Here is a 25260-nt window from a genome sequence, read left to right as displayed (position 1 = left end):
GGCGGAAGGATCAAGTTTGAGCGTGTATAACGACGGATATTGGTGGTCCCCCGACGGCCTGCGGCTGCATTATCGTGATTATGCGGGGGGCGGCGATGGACGTCCGCCCTTGCTCTGTTTGCCGGGGCTGACCCGCAATGCGCGCGATTTCGAGCCGCTTGCCGCGCGGCTGGCAGGCGAATGGCGGCTCATCTGTCCCGACATGCGCGGGCGCGCCGAAAGCGCCTATGCCAAGGACGCGATGACCTATGTCCCGCTGACCTATATGCAGGATATCAGCCGCCTGCTCGCGGATCTGGCCATCACCCGGTTCGTGGCGGTCGGCACCTCGCTGGGTGGCATCATCACCATGTTGATGGCCGCGACCCATCGCGAATGGCTGGCGGGCGCGCTGCTCAACGATGTCGGGCCAGTGCTGGAAGAGGAAGGGCTGGCGCGCATCCGCACCTATGTCGGGGTCAACCAGTCGCATCCGACCTGGGTCCATGCCGCGCGCGCACTGGCGGATGCCAATGGCGATGTCTATCCCGGCTATGATCTGCAAGCCTGGCTGGCGATGGCCAAGCGGCTCTATCGGCTCAATAGCGGCGGGCGGATCGTGCTGGATTATGACATGAAAGTCGCCGAGCCGATCCGCGCCATGGGCACCGAGGCGGGGGTCGATATGTGGCCGGTGATGAAGGCGTTTTCCGGTCTGCCGACGCTGTTGTTGCGCGGCGAACGGTCGGACTTGCTGGGCGCGGCGACGGCGCAGCGGATGGCGGCGGAGATCGGGCCGGGCGCGGAACTGGTGACCGTGCCGGGCGTCGGCCATGCGCCGGTGCTGGACGAGCCGGAGAGCGTCGCCGCGATCGACCGGCTGCTGGCGCGGGTGCTGCATGGCTGATCGACCTCACATCCTGCACGTCCATGGCAGTTTCAATCTGGGCGGCAAGGAGGCGCGCGCCGTCCAGCTCATGAACATCTGGGGCGACAAGGCGCGGCACAGTATCGTCAGCGCCGATCCCGACGCGATGGGCGCGCGGGCGGCGATCGACCCCGGTGTTGCGGTTGATTTTCCCGATGGGCCATCCTTTGCGGGGAAGCCGGGGCTGGCGCGCTACAAGGTCATTACCGCTTTTCTCAAGCGGTTCGACCTGATCCTCACCTATAATTGGGGGTCGATGGACGCGGTGATGGCGCATCGGCTTGCCGGGGCGTCGGCGGGCCTGCCGCCGCTGATCCACCACGAAGACGGCTTCAACGCCGACGAAGCCGTGCGGCTCAAGACCAAGCGCAACCTGTTTCGCCGCCTCGCGCTGCAGCGGTCGCATGGGATGGTGGTGCCTTCGGTGCGGTTGGAGACGCTCGCGCGCACGGTCTGGAAACAGCCCGCGCATAAAGTGCATCTGATCCGCAACGGCATCGATGTCGCGCGCTATGCGCCACCGCCTGCGCCGGATGCGATTCCCGGTCTGCGCCGGTCGCCGGGCAAATTGCTGGTGGGGACGCTGGCGGGGCTGCGACCGGTCAAGAATATCCCCCGGCTGGTGCGCGCCGTCGCCGCGCACAAGGACCGGTTGCAACTGGTGGTGGTGGGCGAAGGCCCGGAACATGACGCTATCCTGGCGGAGGCGGCGCGGCAGGGGATGGGCGACATCCATATGGCGGGCTTCATGGACCGGCCCTGGCGCTTCGTCGGCTTGTTCGACATTTTCGCTTTGTCGTCGGACAGTGAGCAATTTCCGATCTCGCTGGTGGAAGCGATGGCGGCGGGCGTGCCGGTTGCGTCGATGGATGTGGGTGATGTCGCCAATATGGTCGCGACCGCGAACCAGCCCTATGTCGTGGCCGACGAAGTCGGGCTGGCCGATGCGCTGGGCGCGCTGGCGGCGGATGCGGATTTGCGGGCTACCCTGGGGGCGGCCAATCGCGAGCGGGCGACACGCGACTATGCCGAAAAAACAATGGTTGCCGCCTATGCTGCATTATATGGAGAGGCTCTGGCCAGCCCCCGGATTTTGCTTTAAGGGCCGCGCCTATTCGTCAAGAGCCGTAAGGGCTGTGTTGGGATCGCATATTCCCGGTCGACCGGCCGGGCCTTTTTGTCGCAGGAGATTTTGGTGTTCAAGGGGTTGAAGCCTATCGTCTATGGTGGCCGCGAAGTCTGGCCGCTGGTCGAAGGCGGCAAGGGCGTTGCGGTGTCCAACCATGCGAGTTCCGGTGCCTGGGCGGCGGCTGGCGGCATCGGCACGGTGTCCGCCGTCAATGCCGACAGCTATGACAGTTTCGGCAATGTCATTCCCCAAATCTATCACGGCCGCACCCGCCGCGACCGCCATGAGGAACTGGTCGCCTATGCGATCGACGGCGCGGTCGAGCAGGTGAAGCGCGCCTATGAGATTGCCGATGGCCGGGGCGCGATCAACATCAACGTGCTGTGGGAAATGGGCGGGGCGCAGCGCATCCTGCATGGCGTTCTGGAAAAGACCAAGGGGATGGTCGCGGGCGTGACCTGCGGCGCGGGCATGCCCTACAAACTGTCCGAAATCGCCGCTTCCTACGGTGTGAGCTATCTGCCGATCGTGTCGTCCGGCCGCGCGTTCCGCGCGCTGTGGAAGCGGTCATACTCCAAGGCGTCGGAATGGCTGGCGGCGGTGGTCTATGAAGATCCCTGGCTGGCGGGTGGGCATAATGGCCTGTCCAACGCCGAAGATCCCAAAGTGCCGCAAGACCCCTATCCGCGCGTCAAGGCGCTGCGTGACACGATGCGCGAAGGCGGCATTTCGGACGAGGTGCCGATCGTGATGGCCGGCGGCGTGTGGGCGCTCAAGGACTGGAACGACTGGATCGACAATCCCGAATTGGGGACGATCGCTTTCCAGTTTGGCACGCGCCCGCTGCTGACGCAGGAAAGCCCGATCCCGCAGGATTGGAAGGATCTCCTGACCCAGCTGAACCCCGGCGATATCTTGTTGCACAAATTCTCGCCGACCGGCTTTTACAGTTCAGCGGTACGCAACCCGTTCCTGCGCGAGCTGGAAGCCCGGTCGGAACGGCAAATCCCGTTCAGCACCGAACAGGCGGGCGACCATACCCATCAGCTCGACGTGGGCGTGAAGGGCAAGAATTTCTGGGTGACGCTGGGCGACCTCAATCGTGCGCGCGAATGGGTGGGGCAGGGCTTCACCTCAGCGCTCAAGACGCCGGACAATACACTGGTGTTCGTTGGCGACGCGGAAAAGACGATGATCCGCAAGGATCAGACCGATTGCATGGGCTGCCTGAGCCATTGTTCCTTCTCGTCCTGGATGGACAGCGAGACCAATTCGACCGGGCGGCTGGCCGATCCGCGCAGCTTCTGCATTCAAAAAGCGCTGCAGGAAGCGGTGCATGGCGGCGACCTGGACAAGAATCTCGTCTTCGCGGGCCATGGCGCCTATAAGTTCAAGCAGGACCCCTTCTACTCCAATGGCTTCGTGCCGACCGTCAAGCAACTGGTCGACCGTATCCTGACGGGCGATTGATGGCGGATATTCAGGGCCTGGCCGTGCTGCGTTACGACACGCCGCATTTCGACGTCGAACGGCCGGGCCAGTTCGTGGTCTGCGCCGTATCGGGCGCGCGCATCGACCTGGACGAGCTGAAATATTGGAGCGCGGAGTTTCAGGAAGCCTATTGCGGCCCGGAGGAAGCGACTCGCGCTTTCCTGAAACATCGCGGGCCGGATTTCCGCTAGGTTTTCGCAGGCCGGTGGATGCGGCCGGATGGGACCGCTACCAAATGGCGTCAAGAGGGGCGGAATGTTGGTTCACCCCGCCGATGGGGCGGTTGGCCGCAACTTTCCTGTTCCGATACGGTAAAAACTGATGTAATCCTTCCCCAGAGGCGACGCAGAGCGCCCGGCAAGTGGAAGGATGTGTTTCGATGTCTCGTATTGACGTCTTCGGTGATCGTATCTGTATCGTGTCCAGCCTGCTCATCATGGGCTGGTTCCTCTACAACACGATCTTCTGATCCGGCGGATCGCTGCAAAACCGGTCACGCCTAGCTACCGATGCAGCGCGCCTGTGTCTGCCTGCCCTTTCGGGTAAGTCGGATCGAGAGTGTCGCGCGCCTATATTAGCCTCACACGCCAAATAGGACAGGAGACGCAATGTTCAGCCACATCATGGTCGGTGCCAATGATATCGAGGCATCGAAAGCCTTTTACGATGCGACCATGGCAGTGCTGGAGGCCAAGCCGGGCATGATCGATCCAAAGGGCCGTGTCGTATATATGCATGACGGCGCATTGTTCATGGTGACAAAGCCGATCGACGGTGCCCCGGCCTGTTCGGCCAATGGCGGCACGATCGGTTTCACCATGGCCTCGCCCGAACAGGCGGACGCATGGCATGCGGCGGGCATTGCGGCGGGCGGTACGGCCTGCGAGGATCCGCCGGGCGTCCGTGAGAGCCCTTTTGGCAAATTATACCTCGCCTATCTGCGCGATCCCGCCGGTAATAAGCTTTGCGGTATGCACCGCATCGGCTGATCGCGCTTGGCGTTGTAGCGGCGGTTCAGGGCAGCCCGGTCACCGGCACGGCCTGCACTGCCTCCGCCTCGAAACTGGCGATGGGATAGGCGCAATAATCGGCGGCATAATAGGCGCTGGGGCGGTGATTGCCCGATGCGCCAAGGCCGCCAAAGGGCATATTGCCCGCCGCGCCGGTCGTCGGGCGGTTGCGGTTGAGGACGCCCGCCCGGCTTTCCTCCACCATCCGCTGCCATAGCTGGTCATCCTGCGCAATCAGCCCCGCCGACAGGCCGAAACTGGTCGCGTTGGCCGCGGCGATGGCGGCGTCGAAATCCGGCACGCGGACGATCAACAGGACCGGTGCGAAAATCTCCGCATCGGGCGTGTCCACGCCGGTCACGTCGAGCAAGGCGGGGGTGACGAACGCGGCGCTGCGACCCTCCACTCCGCTGAACGGACGGATGACCCGCGCGCCGCGCGCGATCAGGTCGCTGACCGCGCGATGCGCCCCGGCGGCGGCCGCATCCGACACCAGCGGGCCCATGAACGCGTCGCCCGCTTCGTTCCAGGCGGCGATGGGCAAGCGCGCGGCCATGGCATCGACCGCCTCGACGATCGCGTCGCCGGTCGCCCCTTCGGGCACGATCAGGCGGCGGGCGCAGGAGCAGCGCTGGCCAGTGGTGACGAAAGCGGAATTGACGATGATCGAGGCGGCGGCCTCCGGGCTGTCCCAGGCGATCAACGGATTATTGCCGCCCAATTCCAGTGCCATGATGACATGGGGCCGATCGACCAGCGCGCGGCGCAGGGCTGCGCCAGCGCCTGCCGATCCGGTGAACAGCAATCCGTCAATGTCGCCCGCGACCAATGCCTCGCCAGTGGCGCGTCCGCCCTGAACGACGGTCAGCAAGCCGTCCGGCAGACCCGCAGCGGCCCAGGCGTCGGCCATCGCCGCGCCAGTGGCGGGTGTGATTTCCGATGGCTTGAATATGATCGCATTGCCCGCGATCAGGGCGGGGACGATATGGCCATTGGGCAGATGGCCGGGGAAATTATAGGGGCCAAGCACCGCCATCACGCCATGGCCGCGATGGCGCAGCACCGCGCGGCCAAAGGGCATGGCGGCAGAGCGCTCGCCGGTGCGCTCGGCATGGGCGGCGATCGAGACATCGACCTTGGCGATCATCGACCCCACTTCGGCGTCGCTTTCCCACAAAAGCTTGCCGGTTTCGCGCGAGATGAGTTCAGCGAGCGCAGCGCGCCGTTCGGCAAGCTCGCCAGCATAGCGGCGCACCACCGCGATGCGATCCTCCACCGGCAGCGCGCGCCATTGGGGCAGGGCGGCGCGGGCGGAGGCGATCGCGCCATGGCAGGCGGCGGCGTCGGCGACCGGACCTTCCCAGACGAGGGCGCGCGAGGCGGGGTCGAAGGATTGCAACATGGCGGTCATGCTCCTGCGCGCGTCATGGCGAAAATGCCGGTGGCGTTGCCGGTGTCGAAGGCGAGGTCGAACTGACCTGTCGCCGGGTCGATGTCGCGGCTGATAAATTCGAAGAAGGAGCCCGGGACGGCGCGGACCTGCCCATCGGCAAAGCGGCGTTCGACGCTATCGGCACGCAAGGCGGTCTGGCGCACGCGGCCGGTGGCGGAGACTTCGAGCCGATCCTTGATCGGATGCTGCTCCGCCCGCAATCGTTCAGCGAGCGTGGCGACGTCATCCACCCGGTCAGTGGCGTGGTTGAAGGCATTGCCCTCGGTCGCGATCCAGGCGGCTTCGTTGGAGCGGGACAGCAGCAATTGATAGTCGGCAAAATCGGGCGCGTCATGCTGACGGTCGAAGGCCGAGAGGATGGTGGGCAGCGCGGCCACGGCGTCGGCGAACGACACGGACCGGCCCGCCGCAAAATCGTCCAGCACCGCCAGCGCCTGTGCATCGAGCGGATCGCGCGAAGTGCCGAACAGGCGCGCGGCGGCGTCGGCAAAGTCGGCGCCGAAGCGGTCGACATGCAGTTCGGACAGGAAGAATTGCGGGATGGCGTCGGGATGGTCGGCATGAGTGTAGGCGCGGCCGGTCATCTTCAGCCGGTCGAGGGGGTAGATAGTGGCCATGCGATAGCCGAGCGGCACGAAGATACGGGTGAAGGCGTCTTCGCCGCCGGGCAGCGCGCCGGTCGGGCCTTTGGGCAGACGGATGGTGCGGAGCGCGCCATGGTCGAAGTTTACCCGGCGGCCCTGCGCCAGCGTATCGGCGACATAGGCCGCGCCGCTCGGCACGCGCCGCAGCAGATTATCGAACAGCGAAACGTTCATAGCCATCGCAAAGGCGGCGCGCGACACGGTGGGGCCGCGCTCGGCCAGCAGGGCGGGGGCGATATGCAGCGCGTCAAGCGCCTTTTGGCCATCCGCGTCGCCCAGCACGGCTCTGGTCAGGGCGGCAATGACAGGCATATTCTCATTCGACATGGATAGGCTCCCGGTGACAGGCGCAGTATCGCAGGATAGGATGGGTGATGCAAACGGGGAGCCCTCATCAGTTGATGCGATTTTGGAATGAGTGAGGGGCGCAAATGGCTGCCGCCGATGACGGCGCTCGCCAGTTTCGAGGCGGCGGCGCGGCATGAGAGTTTCTCGCGCGCAGGCGACGAGATCGGCCTGACCCAGAGCGCGGTCAGTCGGCAGATCGCTTTGCTGGAGGAGCGGGTTCAGCGGCCGTTGTTCGACCGGATCGGGCGGCGGGTGCAACTCAATGAGGCCGGGCGCGCTTATGCCGTACAACTCGCGCCCGCGCTCGACGCCATCCGGCGCGCGACCCGCGCGGCGGCGCAGCGGCGGGCGGGATCTGCCTTGCGGATCGCGACGCTGCCCAGTTTCGGGATGCGCTGGCTCGCGCCGCGCCTGCCGCATCTGAGCGCCCGGCATCCGCAACTGGTGGTGGATTTCGCGGCACGCTCCGAGCCGTTCGATTTTGCGCAGGAGGATTTCGACGCCGCGATCCATTTCGGCCTGCCGCAGGAATGGCCCGGCGTCGTGATGGATTTTCTGTTTCGCGAGGATGTCGTGCCGGTCTGCGCGCCGGGCTGGCTGGCAGCGCATCCATTGCGCGCGCCCGCCGACCTGCTGGATGCGCCGCTGCTCAGCCAAAGTTCGCGGCGCGATGCCTGGCCGCGCTGGTTCGCGGCGGCGGGGGTGGATGCCGACGCGCTGCAACCCGGCCCGACATTCGAACATTTCCTGATGCTGGCGCAGGCCGCCGCCGCGGGGGCCGGGGTAGCGCTGATCCCCAGCTTTCTGATCCAGCCGGAACTGGAAGCGGGCACGCTCGTCATCCCCTTCGCCCGCCCCTTGTCGAGCGAACGGGCCTATTATCTGGCCTATCCCGCCGATGCACTGGCCAACCCCGCCGTCGCGCAGTTTCGGGCGTGGATGCTGGAACAGGTCGGGTAAGGCGCGGGGTTATAGCAACGCGCGATGAGGATGATCCATGGATGCTGTTCCCCGGCGAAGGCCGGGGTCCAGTTCAGAGCGTGGAACTGGACCCCGGCCTTCGCCGGGGAACAGCAGCTATAGGTTCCACCAATGCCGGACGGGCTTACATCTTCTTGGGCATGCAGTCCGCACCGGCGGCCTTGATCTTGGCGCAGAGGCGCGTGGCGTCGCTGCTGCTGGCGATGGGGCCGGCCTGGAGGCGGGTGACGGTGCCGGCCTTGACCAGATAGGGCTGATAGGCGGACAGGCCACTGACCTTGCCGGTCATCTGGTTCCACAGCGCGCGGGCGCGGCCATCTTCGCTGAACGCGCCCAATTGGACGCGCCAGCCGCCGGATGTGGCGGGGGCGGGGACGGCGGGTGCCGGGCGCGGCGCGGGTTTGGCAACTGCAACCTGCGGCGCAGGCTTGGGTGCAGGTCGGGGCGCGGGCGGCGTGGCAACCGGGGCAGGCTGGTTGATGGTCGAGGGCGGCAGTTCCGTCGTCCGCACCGCTGAGGTGGCGGACCGTATCGGCGCGGGCTTGGTCGGGGCAGGACTCGCTGCGGCGAGCGCACCCGTCTTTTCCGATTTTTCCAGGCTGGCGGCCAGTGCCAGGCCTTGCTTGCGCTGATCTTCGGGTATGAACTTGTCCATCTCGGTCAGGCTGGTCGCCGCCTGCGGCAGGCCCGATGCCGATGCGCGGGTCATCAGTGCATAGGCGCGCACCCAATCCTTGCCGATCAGGTCGCCGTTGAACAGGGTCGTGCCGACGATATATTGCGCGCGCGGTTCGCCGCGCATCGACGCGCGCTGGAGGAAGGGCATGGCGTTCGCGCGGTCGCCCTGCTGGAACATCAGCAGGCCCAGATTATCCTCGGCGCGCAAATGGCCCTGGGCGCTGGCCTTGCGATACCAGTCGAGCGCGGCCGTCAGGTCGGGCTGGACTCCGCGACCCAGCTTATAGGCCTGGCCCATGTTGAATTGCGCATCAGGATCGCCTGCGAGCGCCAGCGGCCGCCACTCAGCGATCGCCTTGGCATAGTCGCCCTGCTGCCAGGCATCGACGCCCGCTTTGACGTCGGCCATCGCTGGCGCGGCCAAGCCGATCAGGCACCCCAGCGCCATGCTCTTCCAAAGATACGTCATAGTCCCATGCTCCTGCGCGAACAGCTTTGCGCCGGTGATGCGCAAACAAGGTTAAATTCACGTTAGCATAAGAAGGCGCAGGATCGGGTGGGACTTGGCTGGGCCAGCCCTTGTCCCAAGCAAAGTCGCGCGTGGGTTAACCAATTTTTAGGTGCAGTTGTGGCAGTCTCGACCGGAACTGGATTTTCTGGGGGGATATTCGTTGCGGATTTTGGCATTGGCGTCGCAGAAAGGCGGATCGGGCAAGACCACCTTGTCGGGTCATCTGGCCGTGCAGGCGCAGATGGCAGGCGCCGGTCCCGTCGTGCTGATCGACATCGATCCGCAGGGTTCGCTCGCCGACTGGTGGAACGAGCGCGAGGCGGAATATCCGGCCTTTGCCCAGACCACGGTGGCGCGACTGGCCGCAGACCTGGAGACATTGCGGCAACAGGGTTTCAAGCTGGCCGTCATCGACACGCCGCCCGCCATCACCATGGCGATCCAGAGCGTGATTTCCGTCGCCGAACTGATCGTCGTGCCGACCCGCCCCAGCCCGCATGACCTGCGTGCCGTGGGCGCGACCGTTGATCTGTGCGAGCGGGCGGGCAAGCCGCTGCTCTTCGTCGTCAATGCCGCGACGCCCAGGGCGCGCATCACATCCGAAGCCGCCGTCGCCCTGTCGCAGCATGGCACGGTCGCGCCGGTGACGTTGCATCACCGCACCGATTTCGCCGCGTCGATGATCGATGGGCGCACGGTGATGGAGGTCGACCCTAAGGGGCGCTCCGCCGCCGAAGTGGTTCAGCTATGGTCCTATGTCTCGGACCGGCTGGAAAAGAATTTCCGCCGCACGGTCTTTTCCGTGCCCCAGGGCAGCGTCGGCACCGTCGCGGCTCGCCCGACCGGCGGGGGCTTCGGTCGCCGCGTGATCGGCCAGTAAGGGAGGCAGGCGTCATGGCCGAACCCAAACCGCTCGCCTCGCTGACGTCGGGCCTGCTCGCGCGCAAGGGTGCCGCGCAACCCGCGATGCGCCGGCCGATGATGGGCTTTGGCCGCGCCGTCGGCAATGCGGTGCCGCAGGATGATCTGGGCTGGAACGACATGGGCTTCGATGTGGAGCCGGTGCCGAGCCCGGTCGAAGAGCCGCCGGTCGCGATCGGCCTGACGCCGATGACGACGCCCGTGGCTGTGCCGCCGGTCGTGCTGGCGCGCGAAGAACTAGCCGAGCGGATCAAGGCCGCACCTGCGCCACGCAAGAAGGCCGTGCCTGCGCCGACACCGGCACCGGGTCGCAAGGCTGCCTTCACGCTGCGGCTGGAGGCTGAACGCCATTTGAAACTGCGCCTTGCCTGCGCCGTCACAGGACGGTCGGCGCAACAGATTGTTACGCAGGCGCTCGATGACTTCATCGACACGTTGCCGGAAATCGACCGGCTGACTCAGCAGCTGCCGCAGATGCGCGGCGACACGGCATAGAAGGTGGGTAGGCATATGAAGCGCACGACATTCGGCAAGGCGGCGATCGCATCGCTGCTCGTCGCCACGACGATGGTGGGCTGTACCGGGGCGGCATTCCGTCCGTCGGCTTCGGTCGGGCAGCCCAAGGGCGATCCCGCCAAGCAGGCGGCCATCGCGGAAAAGGCGCTGGCATCACGCGACGCGACCAAGGCGGTTGCCGCCGCCGAAGCCGCCGTGCAGCTCGCGCCCGACAATGGTGCCTATCGCCAGCTGCTGGGCCGCGCCTATGTGCAGGCCGGGCGCTTTGCCTCGGCGCAAGCGGCACTGAGCGATGCGATGACGCTGGGCAATGGCGATGTCGGCACGATCGTCAGCCTGGCGCTGGTGCAGGTGGCGCAGGGGCGGTCGGACGCCGCACGCAACCTGTTGGTAACGAACGCCTCTACGGTTCCGGCCGGTGACTATGGCCTGGCCATGGCGATGGCCGGCGACCCGCAGGAAGGCGTGCGGATATTGTCGCAAGCGATTCATGATCCCTCGGCGACGGCGCGCACGCGGCAGAACCTGGCCTATGCCTATGCGCTGGCCGGGCGCTGGAAGGATGCACGCATGGTCGCGGGTATGGACATGGAGCCGCTGGCCGCGAACAAGCGCATTTCCGACTGGGCGCAGATTGCGGAGCCTTCGCTGGCGCCGATGCGCGTCGCGGCGCTGATGGGCGTCACGATCGATCCCAATGATATGGGGCAACCGGTGGCGCTGGCATTATCGGTACCATCCGCTGCGGCTGCGCCAGTGGAGATGGCGCAGGCCGATCCGATGCCGGTCGTCGAGACGCAGGCCCCCGTGCAGGTCGCCGAGGCTGCGCCCGCGCCCGTGGTCGAGACGGCTCCGGTCATCAAAGCCAGCCCCAAGCCTGTACGGGTCGCTGTCCGCGACTTCATTATCGAGGATCGGTCGGGCAAGCGGATCGCGCCCAAGTCCCGCGCCAAGGCGCAGCCCGCCGCCGCCCCTGCCGCGCGGATGCAGCAGGTCGCCTTCATCAAGCCGGTCGCCAATGGCGCGAGCAATTGGGTGGTGCAGCTCGGCGCTTATGACAGCGCGGGCATCGCCAAGGAAAAATGGATGCAGATGGCGGGCGGCAATATGATGTTGTCGGCCTTCCCCGTGCTGACCAGCCAGGCGACCGTCAAGGGCAAGACCTTCCATCGCCTCGCGATCAGCGGCTTTGCCAACCGCGCCGACGCCATGAGCGCCTGCCGCATCGTGCAGTCGCGCCGCGGCCAGTGCTTCGTGCGCGAAGCTGCGCCGGGTGCGACACCACAACGCTGGGCCGTCGCCAGCAAGGGTCGTCAATACGCTTCGCGCTGATCTCCCCCTCTCCCATAGCGCGACTTCCTGGAGCGCGCGGAGCCACCCGGCTTCGCGCGCTTTCTTTTAAGGATCGGGTTTGCAATTTGAGCAGCGTGTAGGCGTCGCACACGTCAAAATCCTCCCTGTAAGGGGAGGGGGACCGGCAAAGCCGGTGGAGGGGTGTCACCCTATCGATGGGGCGACACCCCTCCGTCTGGCCTGCGGCCAGCCACCTCCCCTTCCAGGGGAGGATTTTGCCGCAGGGCAGCTGTGCATTTCGCCAGTGTCGCGTGGGGGGTGGGGCAGGGCATAGCCGGATCAAAGACGCGCCCAACGCGCGCCCAAGCTGGAGAACTGCCTTGTTGAACCGCCAGATCGTCCTTGCCTCGCGCCCGCATGGCGTGCCCGTGCTGGAGAATTTTCGCCTTGTCGAAGGGCAGGTGCGCGCATTGGAAGAGGGCGAAATCCTGATCCAGAACGAGGTGTTTGCCATCGATCCGGCGGTGCGCGGGATGTTGGACGATCGCGACGACAGCTATCTGCCCGCGACGCCGATCGGCGGGATCATTCCGACCATGGTGCTGGGCCGGGTGATCCAGTCGCGCAATCCGGGCTTCAAGGAAGGCGATTATGGCCGGGGTTTTGTCGGGTGGGAGGAATATTCGATCCTGAACCCCGGCAATTTCGCGATCGAAAATGTCCATGTCGACCCCAGCGTGCCGCTGACCGCCTATATGGGCGCGCTCGGCTGGTCGGGCATTACCGCCTATGTCGGGTTGAAGCGGATCGGCGAGATGCAGGCGGGCGATACCGTCGTCATGAGCGCGGCGGCAGGCGCGGTCGGCAGCGTGGGGTGCCAGGTCGCCAAGCTGTCGGGCTGCCGATCGGTCGGCATCGTCGGATCGAAGGACAAGGCGGAACTGGTTACCGGCACGTTCGGCATCGACGCGGCGATCGACTATCGCGCCGAGCCGGACCTGGATGCCGCGATCAAGGCGGCTTGTCCCGACGGGGCGAATGTCTATTTCGACAATGTCGGCGGGCTGATCCTCGATACGATGCTGCCCAACATGGCGGCCTTCGGGCGGATCGTGACCTGCGGCATGATGGCGAATTATAATAATCATGAAGAACCCTATCCGATCCGCAACCTGTGGCAGGTGCTGGTCAACCGGGTGACGATGCGCGGGTTCCTGGCCTATGAACATCTCGACATGCTGGAGGAGGCCGAGGCGCAATTGGGCGAATGGATTCGGTCGGGCGCGCTGATCGCGCAAGAGAATGTGACCACGGGCATCGAAAATGCGCCGAGTGCTTTCATCAACCTGATGTCGGGCGTGACCACGGGCAAGACGGTGGTGCGGCTGAATGAGGGCGTGACGACGCTGTAGGTTGGGGGCACAAGGCCCGTTCGGCCTGACCTTAATTCCGTTCGGGCTGAGCTTGTCGAAGCCCTCCACTTCTCTTCAAGAAGAAGGGCCCTTCGACAAGCTCAGGGCGAACGGGGATGAGGGCATCGTCAGATGCCTTCGTATATTCCTTACAATTCCGGTGGTGTCTCATTCGGGTCGGCGCGCTGGAGATAGTCGACATAATTGTGGAAATATTGGTTGCCGCGCTCGTTGCGGCCGAAGATGACCGATTTTATCGCGCCCGATTCCAAGCCCTTCTGCACTTGCAGGCCGACGCCATAATCCTCGTCATTCACGACGTCGCGCAGCCAGTCCATCATGCCTTCGATCGCGGCGGCGTCCGCTTCGTCCTTGGGCGGTTCACGGCGGATGAACATCAGGTTGGTGATATTGCTGCCGGGGGTGTCGCCGGGGATGAGCTGGGCGACCTGGGTGATTTCGGGCGCGAAGAAGATGGAGATGTTGGGGAAGATGGTGCGGACGAAGTCATAGCCTTCATTCTCATGCTCGCCCCAATCGGCGCGCGGGATCGCGCCCAGCGCTTCCTTGATCCGCACCTGCGGATAGCCCACGCGCATATGCGGGCCAAAGGCTGTGAAGTGCATGATGTTGCTGAAGGTGCGCGGATGGATGGTGGTGGGGTGCGCGGCGGCGAAATGATAGCCCTCCAGATAGCCGTCATAGGCGATCTTCCAATTGGGGCCATAGATGCGGCGTGACCCGCAATAATGCCAATCGCCCAGGCCATAGGCATTGAGGTCATCAAGCATGCCGCCCAGATGCGCGGCGATGTCGAATTCCAGCCCCGGCGTCAGACAGATCCAGATGATCCCGCCCGCTTCGGCGACGGGCAGGGCGGTGAGGTTGCGTTCCTCCTTGCAGATGGGGCCGAACTTCTGCGGTTCGGCAACGCCGATCAGCTTGCCGTCATTGCTGTAGGTCCAGGCATGATAGGGACAGGAAAAGCGCTTGGCATTGCCATGGCCTTCGGGCTTGAGGATCATGCCGCGATGGGTGCAGACGTTCAGCATCGCCGCGACCGTGCCGTCGCTCTTGCGCGTGATGAGGACGGGTTTGCCGAGCAATTCCATCGCCTTGTAATCGCCCGGATTGGGCATTTCGGCGGTCAATGCGGCGAGCAAAGGTAGCTTCATGAAGATTTCCGCCTTCTCCCGCGCGAAATAGGCGGGGTCGGTATAGGCGGTGGCGGGCACTTCCATCGTGTCGGCGGCGCTGTGGGTGGTGCCCGTCTCGACATATTCGAGCATCTTTTCGGCTTCCTCGCCGATGACGTCATGATAGCCCATTGCAAACCCTCTCTCATGGCATAGCCGATTGGCTTTGGCGTGCAGCATAGCGCGTGCGGCGTCCTGCCGGAACTCGGTAAGGTGATAGGTAGGGCGGCCCGGCGCGGCGGGGACTCTGACTAGCGCTAGTTGCACGGTGCGCCATAATGGCCAGTCTGCGCCCCAAACAGTTCGACAAGAGGATAGCTGGCGCATGATGATCGACCTCAACGGCAAAGTGGCATTAGTGACCGGGGCGGCATCCGCCAATGGCTTGGGCTTTGCAGCCGCGCTCAAGATGGCGGGCCAGGGTGCGAGCCTGTTTCTGACCGACCTGGATGGCGCGGCGGTCGATGCGCGGGCCGCGGAATTGCGGGCGCAGGGCTTTGCCGCGCAGGCGATGGCGCAGGACGTGACCGACGAAGCGGTCTGGACCACGGTGATCGAGGCGGTGATCGCTGCCTTTGGCAAGATCGACATATTGGTCAATAATGCCGGCATCGCCGTGTTGCGGCCGATGAGCGAGATGACGTCGGCGGACTGGCACAAGCAGATTTCGGTCAATCTCGACAGCGTGTATCTGGGCACCAAGGTCGCCGTCGACCAAATGCGGGCGCAGGGGCATGGCGGGTCGATCGTCAACCTGTCTTCGATCGCGGGGCTAGTGGGCGTGCAGGGCACCGCTGCCTATGCAGCGAGTAAAGGCGGCGTGCGGCTGTTTTCCAAGTCGGTCGCGCTGGAAACCGCGCGCGACAATATCCGTGTGAACACGGTGCATCCCGGCATGATCTGGACCGACATGCAGCAGGTGGCGATCGCCGATAACAAGGAGATATTCGACCAGATCGTCGCGACCATCCCGATGGGTCGCATGGGCGAACCCGCCGACATCGGGTCGATGGTCGCCTTCCTGGCGTCGGACGATGCGCGCTACATCACCGGATGCGAATTTGTCGTCGACGGGGGGATGGTCGCGCAGTGATCGCGTCGCTATGTTTGAACAAGCGACCAAGGATTCGGCGCGCCGCATTTGCGGCGCAGCCGGGCAGGCGAGAATTTAGGAGAGAGAGTGATGGCTGAAAGCGATCCCCGGATCAAAGGCGCACCGCTGCCGCGTTGCCCCGGCACGAGTGTCCGCGACCTGATGCTGGCGGACACCAATCCGGTGCCGGAATTTCTCTACACGGACGAATATGAAAATCTGGGGTCGGACCCGATTCCGGCGAGCCGCTATACCAGCCCTGAATTTTTCGAGCTGGAAAAGCAGAAGATGTGGCCGCGCACCTGGCAGTTCGCGGCGCGCGAGGAGGAATTGCCGGAGCCGGGCGACCATGTCGTCTATGAGAATGTCGGCAAATCCTTCCTGCTGATCCGGCAGGAAGATGGTTCGGTTCGGGCCTTTGCCAATGTCTGCCTGCATCGCGGGCGCAAGCTCAAGACCGGCGATGGCTGGTCAGCCGAACTGCAATGCCCGTTCCATGGCTTCACCTGGAATAATGACGGGTCGATCAAGCAGATTCCGTGCCGCTGGGACTTCTCGCACCTGAAAGATGAGGAGATGTCCCTGCCGGAAATCAGCGTCGGGCGCTGGGCGGGCTATATCTTCATTCGCGAAGCGGCGGACGGGCCGACCCTCGACGCGTTTCTCGCGCCCATGCCGGAGCATTTCAAGCGCTGGCGGCAGGAGGAATGCGCGACGGCCATGTGGGTGGGCAAGGTGGTGCCCGCCAACTGGAAGGTGGTGATGGAGGCTTTCATGGAAAGCTGGCACACCGTCGTCACCCATCCGCAATTGCTGCCGTTCACCGGCGACGCCAATTCGATGTATAATATCTATGGCGACTATGTGAACCTGACGGTGACGCCGTTCGGCACCATGTCGCCCCATGTCGATCCGACCGACAAGGCGGAACAGTGGATCGTTGACGAGTTCGTCAAATATAATGGCCGGTCGTCCGACAATTATGAAGACAAGGAAGCCGCGGCGGGCGGTTATAATGTCAAGGTGCCAGAGGGCGTTTCGGCGCGGGCGGCGCTGGGCGCTTCGCTGCGCGATACCACCACCGCCATGTTCGGCCATGATGTCAGCTTCGCGTCCGATGCGGAGATGATGGATGCGCTGCTGTACAACGTCTTTCCTAATTTCAGCCCCTGGGCCGGGTTCCAGCCCAATATCGTCTATCGCTGGCGGCCCTGGCACGATGTCGACCATTGCCTGATGGAAGTGCGCGTCCTGACCCGCGTTCCGCCGGGGCAGGCGCATCCCAAGGCGCCGCCGATGAAATTCCTGTCGGTCGACCAGAAATGGACCGAAGCACCCGAACTGGGCATTTTGGGCGACGTGTTCGAGCAGGATATGGAAAATCTGCCCCATGTGCAGACGGGCCTGAAGGCCTCGCTTAACAACAAGGTGCAACTTGCCAATTATCAGGAAATCCAGATCCGTCAGTTCCAGAATACGATCATGAAATATATCAACGGCGATCTGTAACGCCCGATTGATCGGATGATGGAGCGTCGGGGCTATGGCTCCGACGCCCTTTTTTTGTGCCTGAAGGCGAGAGGCTGCCAAAAAGAAAGGCCGGGGATTGCGCCCCGGCCTTTGGCTTTTCAGGCTGTTTCGGCGATCAGAATTTGACGCCCAGTGTCGCGCCATAGGTGCGCGGTTCGCGCGCCGTGCCGAAGGACCACAGGCCGCCGACGGTGAAGCCGTGGGTCGGACCACGATCATTGGCGAGGTTGCGGCCGAACAGGGTCAGGCGCGCTTCGGTGCCGCCCAGTTCGAACTTGGTGGTCACGCTGGCATCCACCAGTCCCTGCTTGTCGGTCCGCACGCGCGGATCGTTGCCGTTGACGATGATCGGCCCGTTGGTCAGGTCGCCGGAGATTGGCCCCAATGAGATTTGCTGATCATAGCGGCCGATATAGCGATAGCTCAAATTCGCGATGATTTCGCCAAAGCTGGTGGGCATCGTGTAGTCGGCCGCCAACGACGCGGTCATGTTCGGATTATAGATGAGGTCGTTGCGCGAATAATCATAGGGCACGACCGCGCCCGACACGGGCGAGATACCGCCGACGATGAAGCCCTTGAACTTGGAATCGAGCAGGCCCATCGAACCGGTGATCGTCAGTTGCGACGTCGGACGGGCGGTGAAGTCGAACTCCAGACCCTTGATCTTGGCCGAGCCGACGTTCGAGGTGATCGTCTCGTTTCCGGTGGCGCAGCTCGGGCAATTGAGCGTGTTGTTCTGGTGCAGATCCTTGTAGCTGGAATAGAAGGCCGCGACGTTGAATTGCAGCTTGCGATCGAACAGGTCGAACTTGCCGCCGACTTCGAAGCTGTCGACCACTTCGGGCTGATAGGCGATGCCGGCGCTGGCGGCCGTGCCCGCGCGGGGCGAGAAGCCGCCCGACCGGTAGCCTTGCGACCAGCTACCATAAAGCATGACATCGTCGTTCGGGCGGAAATCGACGCCGACCTTGGGCGTGAATTTCTTGAACGTGTCGGTGCCACGGCCGATTTCGATGCCGCCGAAACTATTGTCGAGCGACTTTTTGTCGCGGGTGAAGCGACCGCCGAAGGACAGGCGCCATTGGTCGGCAAAGGCCCAGTTGAAATCGCCGAAGACGGCGACGGACTTGGTCTTGCCGTTCACGACCTGGGGGTTGGTGTCGAAGATTTCAGGAGGGACAGTCGGGGCGAAGCCGAAGACGCGGCTATACTGGGTCAAGCGATATTCGGAGCTGAAATAGAACAGCCCTACGACATAGTCGAAACTGTCGCTGAACTTGCCAGCGGCGCGCAATTCCTGGCTCCACTGCTCATAATTTTGCAAGCGCCGGACATAATAGAGGTCGGTCGAGGAACCGTCGAAATCCTGCGTCTGGTTCTCGCGCGAATCGCGCCAGCCAGTGACGGAGGTGAGTTTGACGTCGCCCGCATCATAATTCATTTCCAGCGTCGCGGCGGGCGCGGAATAGTTGGTTTCGTTGGGCAAGCCGAACACGGTGTACAGGTCGGTCGTGTTGTTGCGGTTGCATTCATTGGCCGGGATCAGGCCGCAAAAGACTTCGCCGGTTTGGGTCAGGTTGGAAACGACCGGGTCGGATTTCTGGACCTGCTTTTCCAGCGTGAAGAGAGCGTCGAAACCGCTGTCCTTCGGCGCGAACAGGATCGAGCCGCCGAAATTCTCGTTATTGCCGAAACCGCGGCGTTCGCCGGTCTGCCCCTGGCGATACCAGCCGTCGGTTTCATTGTGGAAGTAGAAGAGCTTGGCGCCGATGCTGCCATCGCTCGACAAGGGCGCGTTGACGACCGCGCGGGTCGCCAGCGTGTTGAACTTGCCGTAGGAGACTTCCATCTTGCCACCAAACTCGCCGGTCGGGCGGGTGCGACGGATGTTGATGACGCCGCCGATCGTGTTGCGGCCGAACAATGTGCCTTGCGGGCCGCGCAGCACTTCGATCTGCTCGATGTCGAAAAAGTCGAAGAATTGCCCGGTGCTGGTACCGATGAACACGCCATCGACAACGACGCCGACGGTCGGCTCCTGTGACTTTTCGACGTCGGCATAGGTCAGGCCACGGATGGCGAGGTTCGCGGCGGCCGCGCCCGCATTCTGGTTGGTGATCAGCAGGTTGGGGACGCCGCCGGTCAGGTCGCCGATATTCACCGCCGCCTTGTTTTCCAGCATGGCGGCGTTGACCGCGGTGATCGCGACCGGCGTGTCCTGCAGACTTTCTTCGCGGCGGCGCGCGGTGACGATGATGGCGTTGGGATCGATCGCCTGGGCATCGGCCTGGGGCTGCGCGGTCTGATCCTGCGCCATGGCGGGCATGGCCCATAGCAGCGTGCTGCCCAATGCCAGCATGACTGGACGGACCAAAGGCTTCCTTTGCATATACTCTCCCCTATTGTGCGTTCTTTAAGGCGCTTGACGAATGGCCTGCTTGGTGCGGCTTCGTTTCATCGTTCGGGATGCGCTATTTCCTGGGTCTTGCTAACTGCGATTTTAGAGAGGTCGGGCGCGCACCTGAAACAAAGGAGAGGGGACAAGCCCGGCCCGACGCCCCATTGCGTCGGGGAAGAGGCAGCGCAGGAGAGGATGAGGCCGTGAGCGAGGACCGGCAGGAGCGATTCGGAGGGACTGGCGCGGTGCGTGCGGGCCATGGGTTCGACGTCGCCGCGCTCGATGCGTGGATGCAGACCCATGTCGCTGGCTATGCCGGGCCGCTGTCGGTCGAACAATTTAAGGGCGGCCAGTCCAACCCGACCTATCGACTGGTGACGCCGACCCGCGCCTATGTGCTGCGGCGCAAGCCCCCCGGCACGCTATTGCCTGGTGCCCATGCGGTGGAGCGGGAATATCGGGTGCTGGCGGCGCTGGGGCAGGCGGGCTTCCCGGTCGCCCCGGTCCATGGCCTGTGCGAGGATGCCGGGGTCATCGGCACGCCCTTCTATGTCATGGACATGGTGGAGGGGCGCATCTTCTGGGATTCGACCCTGCCTGCGCTGTCGCTGCAGGAACGGCCCGCCTATTTCGACGCGATGAACGCAGCGATCGCGCAGTTGCACGGGATCGATCCTCAGGCGATCGGCCTTGGCGACTATGGCAAGCCGGGCAGCTATTTCGCGCGGCAGATCGCGCGCTGGTCGCGGCAATATCGCGAGGATGAAGCGGCGGGGCGGAACGAGGATATGGACTGGCTGGCCGACTGGTTGCCGGGGCAGATTCCCGCCGGTGACGAGACGACCATCGTCCATGGCGATTTCCGCGCCGACAATATGATCTGGCATCCCACCGAGCCGCGCATCCTGGCGGTGCTGGATTGGGAGCTATCGACGCTCGGCCATCCGCTGGCGGATTTCACCTATCATCTGATGATGTACCACCTCCCGCCGCACATCATCGGCGGATTCAAGGGCGCGGACCTTGGTGCGCTGAACATTCCGTCGCAGGCGGACTATGTTGCGGCCTATTGCGCGCGGACCGGGCGGGACGGGATCGACAATCTGCCCTTCTACCTCGCTTTCAACATGTTTCGGTTCGCGGCGATCATCCATGGCATCAAGGGGCGGATGACGCGGGGCACGGCATCCTCGCCCGAAGCGCAGTCACTGGTCGATACGCTGCCCGAACTGGCGGCGATCGGGCGGCGAACGGCCCAGGGACAAGGCCGTTGATGAACCGGCTGGCGATCCGGCAATTGGCCTATTTCGTGCCGGACGTGCGCCTTGCCGCATTGGCGCATCATCGGCTCCATGGGTCCGGCCCCTATTTCATTGCCGATCATATCCCGCTGCGGCGCTGCGTCCATCGCGGGATGGAGCGGCCGCTCGACCATAGCTCCGCCTATGGCCAGTGGGGCGATATCATGATCGAATTCGTGCAGCAAAATGGGGAAGGGCCATCCGCCTTTCGCGACATGTTCGCGCAGCCCGGGGCGCAGGGGCTGCACCATGTCGCGCTGTTCGTCGATGATGTGGATGTAGCGATCAAGGACTTCGCGGCGGCGGGCCATGACCTCGCCTGCCGCGCGGAGATGAATGACGGTTTCGTCTTCGCCTTTGTCGATACGGTCGCGGTGCAGGGGCATATGACCGAACTCTATGCGCCGGTGCCGCAGCTGACCGATTTTTACGCCATGGTGGCGCGGGCCGCGCAGGATTTCGACGGGACCGACCCGCTGCGCCCGATCCAGTTCAACTGATCCAAGAGGATAGAAACCATGTTCAGTACGCCGCGCGCGCAGGAAATAGCCGATCGGGTCGAGGCATTCGTCCGTACCGTCGTCGTGCCCTATGAAGGCGATCCACGCTGCGGCTTTCATGGGCCGAGCGACGAGTTGGTGATGGAATTGCGCGAGAAGGCGCGGGCGGCGGGCGTGCTGACGCCCCATGTCCTGCCCGATGGTTCGCACCTGACCCAGCGCGAGACGGCGACCGTGTTGATCAAGTCGGGCCTCTCGCCCTTGGGGCCGCTGGCCTGCAACACCATGGCCCCGGACGAGGGCAATATGTATCTGCTGGGCAAGGTCGGCACGGCGGAGCAAAAGGCGCATTTCCTTGCCCCCTTGCTGGACGGGCGTGGTCGTTCCGCCTTCTTCATGACCGAACCGGCGGCCGATGGCGGGGCGGGGTCGGACCCGTCGATGATGCAGACGACCTGCATGCGCGATGGCAATCATTGGGTGATCAACGGGCGCAAGGCGTTCATCACCGGGGCGCAGGGGGCGATGGTCGGGATCGTCATGGCCAAGTCCGATGACGGGGCCTGCATGTTCCTGGTGGACCTGCCCGATCCCGCGATCCGCATCGAACGGGTGCTGGACACGATCGACAGTTCGATGCCCGGTGGCCATGCGATCGTGACGATCGACAATCTGCGTGTGCCCGCCGACCAGATGTTGGGGCAGAGCGGCGAGGGGTTCAAATATGCGCAGATCCGCCTGTCGCCCGCGCGGCTGTCGCACTGCATGCGCTGGCTGGGCGGTTGCATCCGCGCGCAGGAGATTGCGGCGGACTATGCCTGCCGCCGGATGGCGTTTGGCAAGCCGTTGGTCGATCATGAGGGCGTCGGCTTCATGCTGGCGGAAAATCTGATCGACATTCAGCAAAGCGAATTGATGATCGATTGGTGCGCCAGCGTGCTGGACGGCGGATCGCTCGGCACCGTGGAAAGCTCGATGGCGAAGGTCGCGGTGTCCGAGGCGTTGATGCGGATCGCCGACAAATGCGTGCAGGTGATGGGCGGGACGGGCGTCACCGGTGACACGATCGTCGAGCAGATATTCCGCGAGGTCCGCGCCTTCCGCATTTATGACGGGCCGACCGAAGTCCATAAATGGAGCCTGGCCAAGAAGATCAAGCGCGATCATCGCGACAAGGCCTGAACCCACAGCGCAGAGGAGCGACGCATGGCCGACCTGCCCGAACGGTTCGACTATATCATAATCGGCGCGGGATCGACCGGGTGCGTGCTGGCTGAGCGACTGTCCGCCGATCCCCGCAACCGGGTGCTGCTGGTGGAGGCGGGCGGGCCGGATCGGTCGCCGCTCATCGCCATGCCAAAGGGGATTGCCAAGCTGGTGTCCAACCCGGCGCATATCTGGGCCTATCCGGTCGCCCAGCCGCGCCGCCCGGACGAACCGCCGCAGGAGATGTGGATCAGGGGCAAGGGGCTGGGCGGATCGTCGGCGATCAACGGCATGATTTGGAGCCGTGGCGAGCCGCAGGATTATGACGATTGGGAAGCGGCGGGCGCGACCGGGTGGAATGCCGGATCGATGATCGCGGCCTTTCGCGCCATCGAGGATCATGGGCTGGGCGGCAGCGCGCTGCGGGGCGAAGGTGGCCCGGTGCATGTGACGCCGCGCACCTATCGCTATCCGCTGGCCGAGCGGCTGATCGCGGCGGGCGAGCAGATGGGCCTGCCGCGCACCGATGACCTCAACAGCGTGGTGGGCGGGCGGGTCGGCTATTATTGCCATAATATCCGCAAGGGACGTCGCGAAAGCGGGGCCAAGGTGTTTCTGCGTCCGGCGATGCAACGCGCCAATTTCACGGTGATGACCGACACGCTGCTGCGCCATGTGCGGCTGTCCAATGGCCGGGCGGTCGGGGTCGAACTGCTCCATGGCGAACGCGGGCCGTTCAGCGTGGATTGCGATGGCGAGGTGATCGTCTGCGCCGGGACGATCGAAAGCCCGCAGATCCTCCAGCGGTCGGGAATCGGCGATGGCGATGCGCTGGCCGCCAGCGGGATCGCGGTACGGCATCATAATCGCCATGTCGGGCGGCATATGCTGGAGCATCTGTCCTACTCCATGCCGTTCCGCTTGCGGCGGAACAGCGGCATTCAGGGGCACTATCAGGGGTTGGGGCTGCTGGCGTCGGTCGCGCGCTATTATCTGCGGCGGGACGGGCCGATGGCGACCGGGCCGTTCGAGGTGGGGGCGTTCCTGTCCACCGGCGTCACCGGACCGCGCACCGATCTGCAACTCTACTTGAGCGGCTATATGTTCGCGCTGGGCGATGCGAACGATGCCGTACCGCTCGGCAATATCGACAAGCGGCCCGGCCTGACCGTATCGGGCAGCCTGCTGCGACAGAGCAGCGAGGGGGAAGTGCAGGCGCGGGGGCGCGAGCCGGCGGATGGCGTGGCGATCACGCCCAACTGGCTGGACAGCGAAGCGGACAAAGGTTCGGCGATTGCGGCGATCCGGCTGATGCGCGCTTATGTGGGGCAAGCGGTGCTGGCGAGCGATGTCGGCGAGGAGCTGATTCCCGGCGCGGCGGTGCAGGAGGATGCGGCGCTGCTGGAGAGTTTCCGGTCGCTGTCGACCAGTGGATTGCATGGCGTGGGGACATGCCGGATGGGTACGGCGGACGATGCGGTGGTCGATCCGGCGTTGAAGGTTCATGGGGTAGAGAGGCTGCGCGTTGCCGATTGTTCGGTGATGCCGCGTCTCATTAGCGGCAATACCAATGCGCCTGCCATGGCGCTGGGCTGGCGGGCGGCGCAGATCATCTTGGGTAAGGCGTGACGATGGAGCGGAAATCGATGATGCGGCAATGGCAATTGGCGGACAGGCCGATCGGGCGCGCGCTGGCCGATGGCGACTTTCGCTTGGGGCAGGTGCCGATGCCGGTAGCGGACGCGGGCGAGATGCTGCTGGCGGTGCGCTGGCTGGGTTTCGAGCCCGCGCAAAAGGGGTGGATGGAGAATTTCGGCGGCTATGTCGCGCCGATCGAGCTGGGCGATGTGATGCGCGGCATGGGTGTCGCCGAGGTGGTCGAGAGCCGGGATGGCCGCTGGCCGGTCGGCACGATGGTTGCGGGCATGACCGGTTGGACCGAATATCTGGTGAGCGATGGCGAGGGCTTCGATGTCTGCCACCCCGACCTGCCGCCCCATGCGATGCTGGGGGTGCTGGGGATACCGGGCTTGACCGCCTGGCACGGTTTTCACGCGATCGGCCGCCCGGTGGCGGGCGATGTCGTGGTGGTGTCGGGCGCCGCCGGGGCGACCGGATCGGTCGCAGGGCAATTGGCCAAGGTCGCGGGCTGCCATGTCATCGGCATTGCGGGCGGGGCGGAAAAATGCGCCTGGCTGACGCAGGAGGCCGGGTTCGACGCGGCGATCGACTATCGTGAGGGTAAGGTCGCGGCGCAGCTCAAGGCGCTGGCCCCCAAGGGGTGCGACATCGTCTATGACAATGTCGGCGGCGTGGTGCTGGACGCGATGCTGGGCCGACTCGCGATCGGCGCGCGGGTGGTGCTGTGCGGCGGGATCAGCCGTTATGAACAGGGCGGCGAGATTGCCGGGCCAGGCAATTATTTCAACCTGATCCTGCGGCGGGCGCGGATGGAGGGGTTCATCATTTTGGACGAACAGCCACGCTGGGGCGCGATGCGCGACCGGCTGGCGGCGCTGGTGCTGGCGGGGCGGCTGCGATGGCAGGTCGATGAGCAGCAGGGGTTCGAAGCGGCCCCGGCGGCGTTGGCGCGGCTGTTCACGGGCGCGAACCGGGGGAAGCAGATTTTGCGGGTGTGAGGGGGGGAGCCTATCTCCCACCTTATCGCCCTGATTTTGGGTTGGGAGATGGGTCCCCGCCTTCGCGGGGATGACGAAATTGGGGGGCGGTGCGCATTGC

At 64.5% G+C, this 25260-nt stretch carries 22 protein-coding genes; 17 read left to right on the top strand and 5 right to left on the bottom strand.

The genetic code is table 11. From position 1 onward, the window contains the following. Positions 1-16 precede the first annotated feature (16 nt). From OVY48_RS22870 to OVY48_RS22850, 5 genes are all read left to right on the top strand, one after another. Complete coding sequence (locus OVY48_RS22870) at positions 17-886, top strand: alpha/beta hydrolase (RefSeq protein ID WP_313924590.1); 870 nt, start codon at positions 17-19, stop codon at positions 884-886. Further along, positions 879-2009: a glycosyltransferase gene (locus OVY48_RS22865; protein WP_313924589.1), complete on the top strand. Its 1131-nt coding sequence runs from the start codon at positions 879-881 to the stop codon at positions 2007-2009. The genes OVY48_RS22870 and OVY48_RS22865 overlap by 8 nt, the downstream gene beginning before the upstream one ends. A gap of 93 nt (positions 2010-2102) precedes the next feature. Further along, complete coding sequence (locus OVY48_RS22860) at positions 2103-3506, top strand: nitronate monooxygenase family protein (RefSeq protein WP_313924588.1); 1404 nt, start codon at positions 2103-2105, stop codon at positions 3504-3506. Further along, the gene (locus OVY48_RS22855; RefSeq protein WP_313924587.1) at positions 3506-3718 is read left to right on the top strand and encodes a DUF2093 domain-containing protein; all 213 of its coding nucleotides are present in this window, start codon (positions 3506-3508) and stop codon (positions 3716-3718) included. Before OVY48_RS22860 ends, OVY48_RS22855 begins: the two co-directional genes overlap by 1 nt. A gap of 417 nt (positions 3719-4135) precedes the next feature. After that, positions 4136-4516 carry a VOC family protein gene (locus OVY48_RS22850; protein WP_313924586.1) on the top strand — a complete coding sequence of 127 codons (381 nt, stop codon included), beginning with the start codon at positions 4136-4138 and terminating at the stop codon, positions 4514-4516. A gap of 25 nt (positions 4517-4541) precedes the next feature. Here OVY48_RS22850 and astD read toward each other — a convergent pair whose 3' ends face one another. Together astD and OVY48_RS22840 are read right to left on the bottom strand one after the other, a co-directional pair. Beyond that, positions 4542-5948: a succinylglutamate-semialdehyde dehydrogenase gene (gene astD / locus OVY48_RS22845; protein ID WP_313924585.1), complete on the bottom strand. Its 1407-nt coding sequence runs from the start codon at positions 5946-5948 to the stop codon at positions 4542-4544. Beyond that, positions 5945-6961, bottom strand: a complete 1017-nt coding sequence (locus OVY48_RS22840; RefSeq protein WP_313924584.1) for a 2-oxoadipate dioxygenase/decarboxylase family protein — start codon at positions 6959-6961, stop codon at positions 5945-5947. Before OVY48_RS22840 ends, astD begins: the two co-directional genes overlap by 4 nt. Before the next feature lie 87 nt (positions 6962-7048). Between OVY48_RS22840 and gcvA the strand changes: the two genes are divergently transcribed. After that, positions 7049-7942, top strand: a complete 894-nt coding sequence (gene gcvA / locus OVY48_RS22835; protein ID WP_313924583.1) for a transcriptional regulator GcvA — start codon at positions 7049-7051, stop codon at positions 7940-7942. A 145-nt stretch (positions 7943-8087) separates the two neighbouring features. Here gcvA and OVY48_RS22830 read toward each other — a convergent pair whose 3' ends face one another. Next, positions 8088-9110 carry an SPOR domain-containing protein gene (locus tag OVY48_RS22830; RefSeq protein ID WP_313924582.1) on the bottom strand — a complete coding sequence of 341 codons (1023 nt, stop codon included), beginning with the start codon at positions 9108-9110 and terminating at the stop codon, positions 8088-8090. Positions 9111-9312: 202 nt separating this feature from the next. On the opposite strand from OVY48_RS22830, the gene OVY48_RS22825 reads away from it, so the two are divergent. From OVY48_RS22825 to OVY48_RS22810, 4 genes are all read left to right on the top strand, one after another. Next, a complete protein-coding gene (locus OVY48_RS22825; RefSeq protein WP_096063526.1) occupies positions 9313-10032 on the top strand; it encodes a ParA family protein in 720 nt (239 codons plus the stop codon). Positions 10033-10046: 14 nt separating this feature from the next. After that, a complete protein-coding gene (locus tag OVY48_RS22820) occupies positions 10047-10568 on the top strand; it encodes a hypothetical protein (protein ID WP_313924581.1) in 522 nt (173 codons plus the stop codon). A 15-nt stretch (positions 10569-10583) separates the two neighbouring features. Then, positions 10584-11921, top strand: a complete 1338-nt coding sequence (locus tag OVY48_RS22815; RefSeq protein WP_313924580.1) for a tetratricopeptide repeat protein — start codon at positions 10584-10586, stop codon at positions 11919-11921. Positions 11922-12262: 341 nt separating this feature from the next. Further along, positions 12263-13294, top strand: coding sequence for an NADP-dependent oxidoreductase (locus OVY48_RS22810; protein ID WP_313924579.1), 1032 nt, complete (start codon positions 12263-12265; stop codon positions 13292-13294). A gap of 149 nt (positions 13295-13443) precedes the next feature. On the opposite strand, the gene OVY48_RS22805 is transcribed toward OVY48_RS22810, so the two are convergent. After that, positions 13444-14670: an aromatic ring-hydroxylating oxygenase subunit alpha gene (locus OVY48_RS22805; RefSeq protein WP_313924578.1), complete on the bottom strand. Its 1227-nt coding sequence runs from the start codon at positions 14668-14670 to the stop codon at positions 13444-13446. A gap of 145 nt (positions 14671-14815) precedes the next feature. Between OVY48_RS22805 and OVY48_RS22800 the strand changes: the two genes are divergently transcribed. Both OVY48_RS22800 and OVY48_RS22795 read left to right on the top strand, forming a co-directional pair. Further along, positions 14816-15583: an SDR family NAD(P)-dependent oxidoreductase gene (locus OVY48_RS22800; protein WP_409593608.1), complete on the top strand. Its 768-nt coding sequence runs from the start codon at positions 14816-14818 to the stop codon at positions 15581-15583. Between the two features lie 90 nt (positions 15584-15673). Next, positions 15674-17092, top strand: coding sequence for an aromatic ring-hydroxylating dioxygenase subunit alpha (locus tag OVY48_RS22795; protein WP_313924577.1), 1419 nt, complete (start codon positions 15674-15676; stop codon positions 17090-17092). Positions 17093-17228: 136 nt separating this feature from the next. Here the strand turns inward: OVY48_RS22795 and OVY48_RS22790 are convergent, their stop codons facing one another. After that, positions 17229-19505, bottom strand: a complete 2277-nt coding sequence (locus OVY48_RS22790; RefSeq protein WP_313924576.1) for a TonB-dependent receptor — start codon at positions 19503-19505, stop codon at positions 17229-17231. Positions 19506-19717: 212 nt separating this feature from the next. Here OVY48_RS22790 and OVY48_RS22785 point away from each other — a divergent pair, with 212 nt between their 5' ends. The 5 genes from OVY48_RS22785 to OVY48_RS22765 are packed head-to-tail and all read left to right on the top strand — an operon-like array spanning position 19718 to position 25160. Continuing rightward, a complete protein-coding gene (locus OVY48_RS22785; protein WP_313924575.1) occupies positions 19718-20788 on the top strand; it encodes a phosphotransferase in 1071 nt (356 codons plus the stop codon). After that, positions 20788-21315, top strand: coding sequence for a VOC family protein (locus tag OVY48_RS22780; protein ID WP_313924884.1), 528 nt, complete (start codon positions 20788-20790; stop codon positions 21313-21315). The genes OVY48_RS22785 and OVY48_RS22780 overlap by 1 nt, the downstream gene beginning before the upstream one ends. 18 nt (positions 21316-21333) lie before the next feature. Further along, the gene (locus tag OVY48_RS22775; protein WP_313924574.1) at positions 21334-22497 is read left to right on the top strand and encodes an acyl-CoA dehydrogenase family protein; all 1164 of its coding nucleotides are present in this window, start codon (positions 21334-21336) and stop codon (positions 22495-22497) included. 24 nt (positions 22498-22521) lie between these two features. After that, positions 22522-24150, top strand: coding sequence for a GMC family oxidoreductase (locus OVY48_RS22770; protein WP_313924573.1), 1629 nt, complete (start codon positions 22522-22524; stop codon positions 24148-24150). 2 nt (positions 24151-24152) lie between these two features. Further along, positions 24153-25160: an NADP-dependent oxidoreductase gene (locus OVY48_RS22765; RefSeq protein WP_313924572.1), complete on the top strand. Its 1008-nt coding sequence runs from the start codon at positions 24153-24155 to the stop codon at positions 25158-25160. The last annotated feature ends 100 nt before the right edge of the window (positions 25161-25260 follow it).

The sequence above is a fragment of the Sphingobium sp. SA2 genome (assembly GCF_032227065.1).
Classification (GTDB): domain Bacteria; phylum Pseudomonadota; class Alphaproteobacteria; order Sphingomonadales; family Sphingomonadaceae; genus Sphingobium.
Note: the sequence above shows the minus strand (reverse complement) of the source record. Positions and strands in the feature narration are given on the sequence as shown.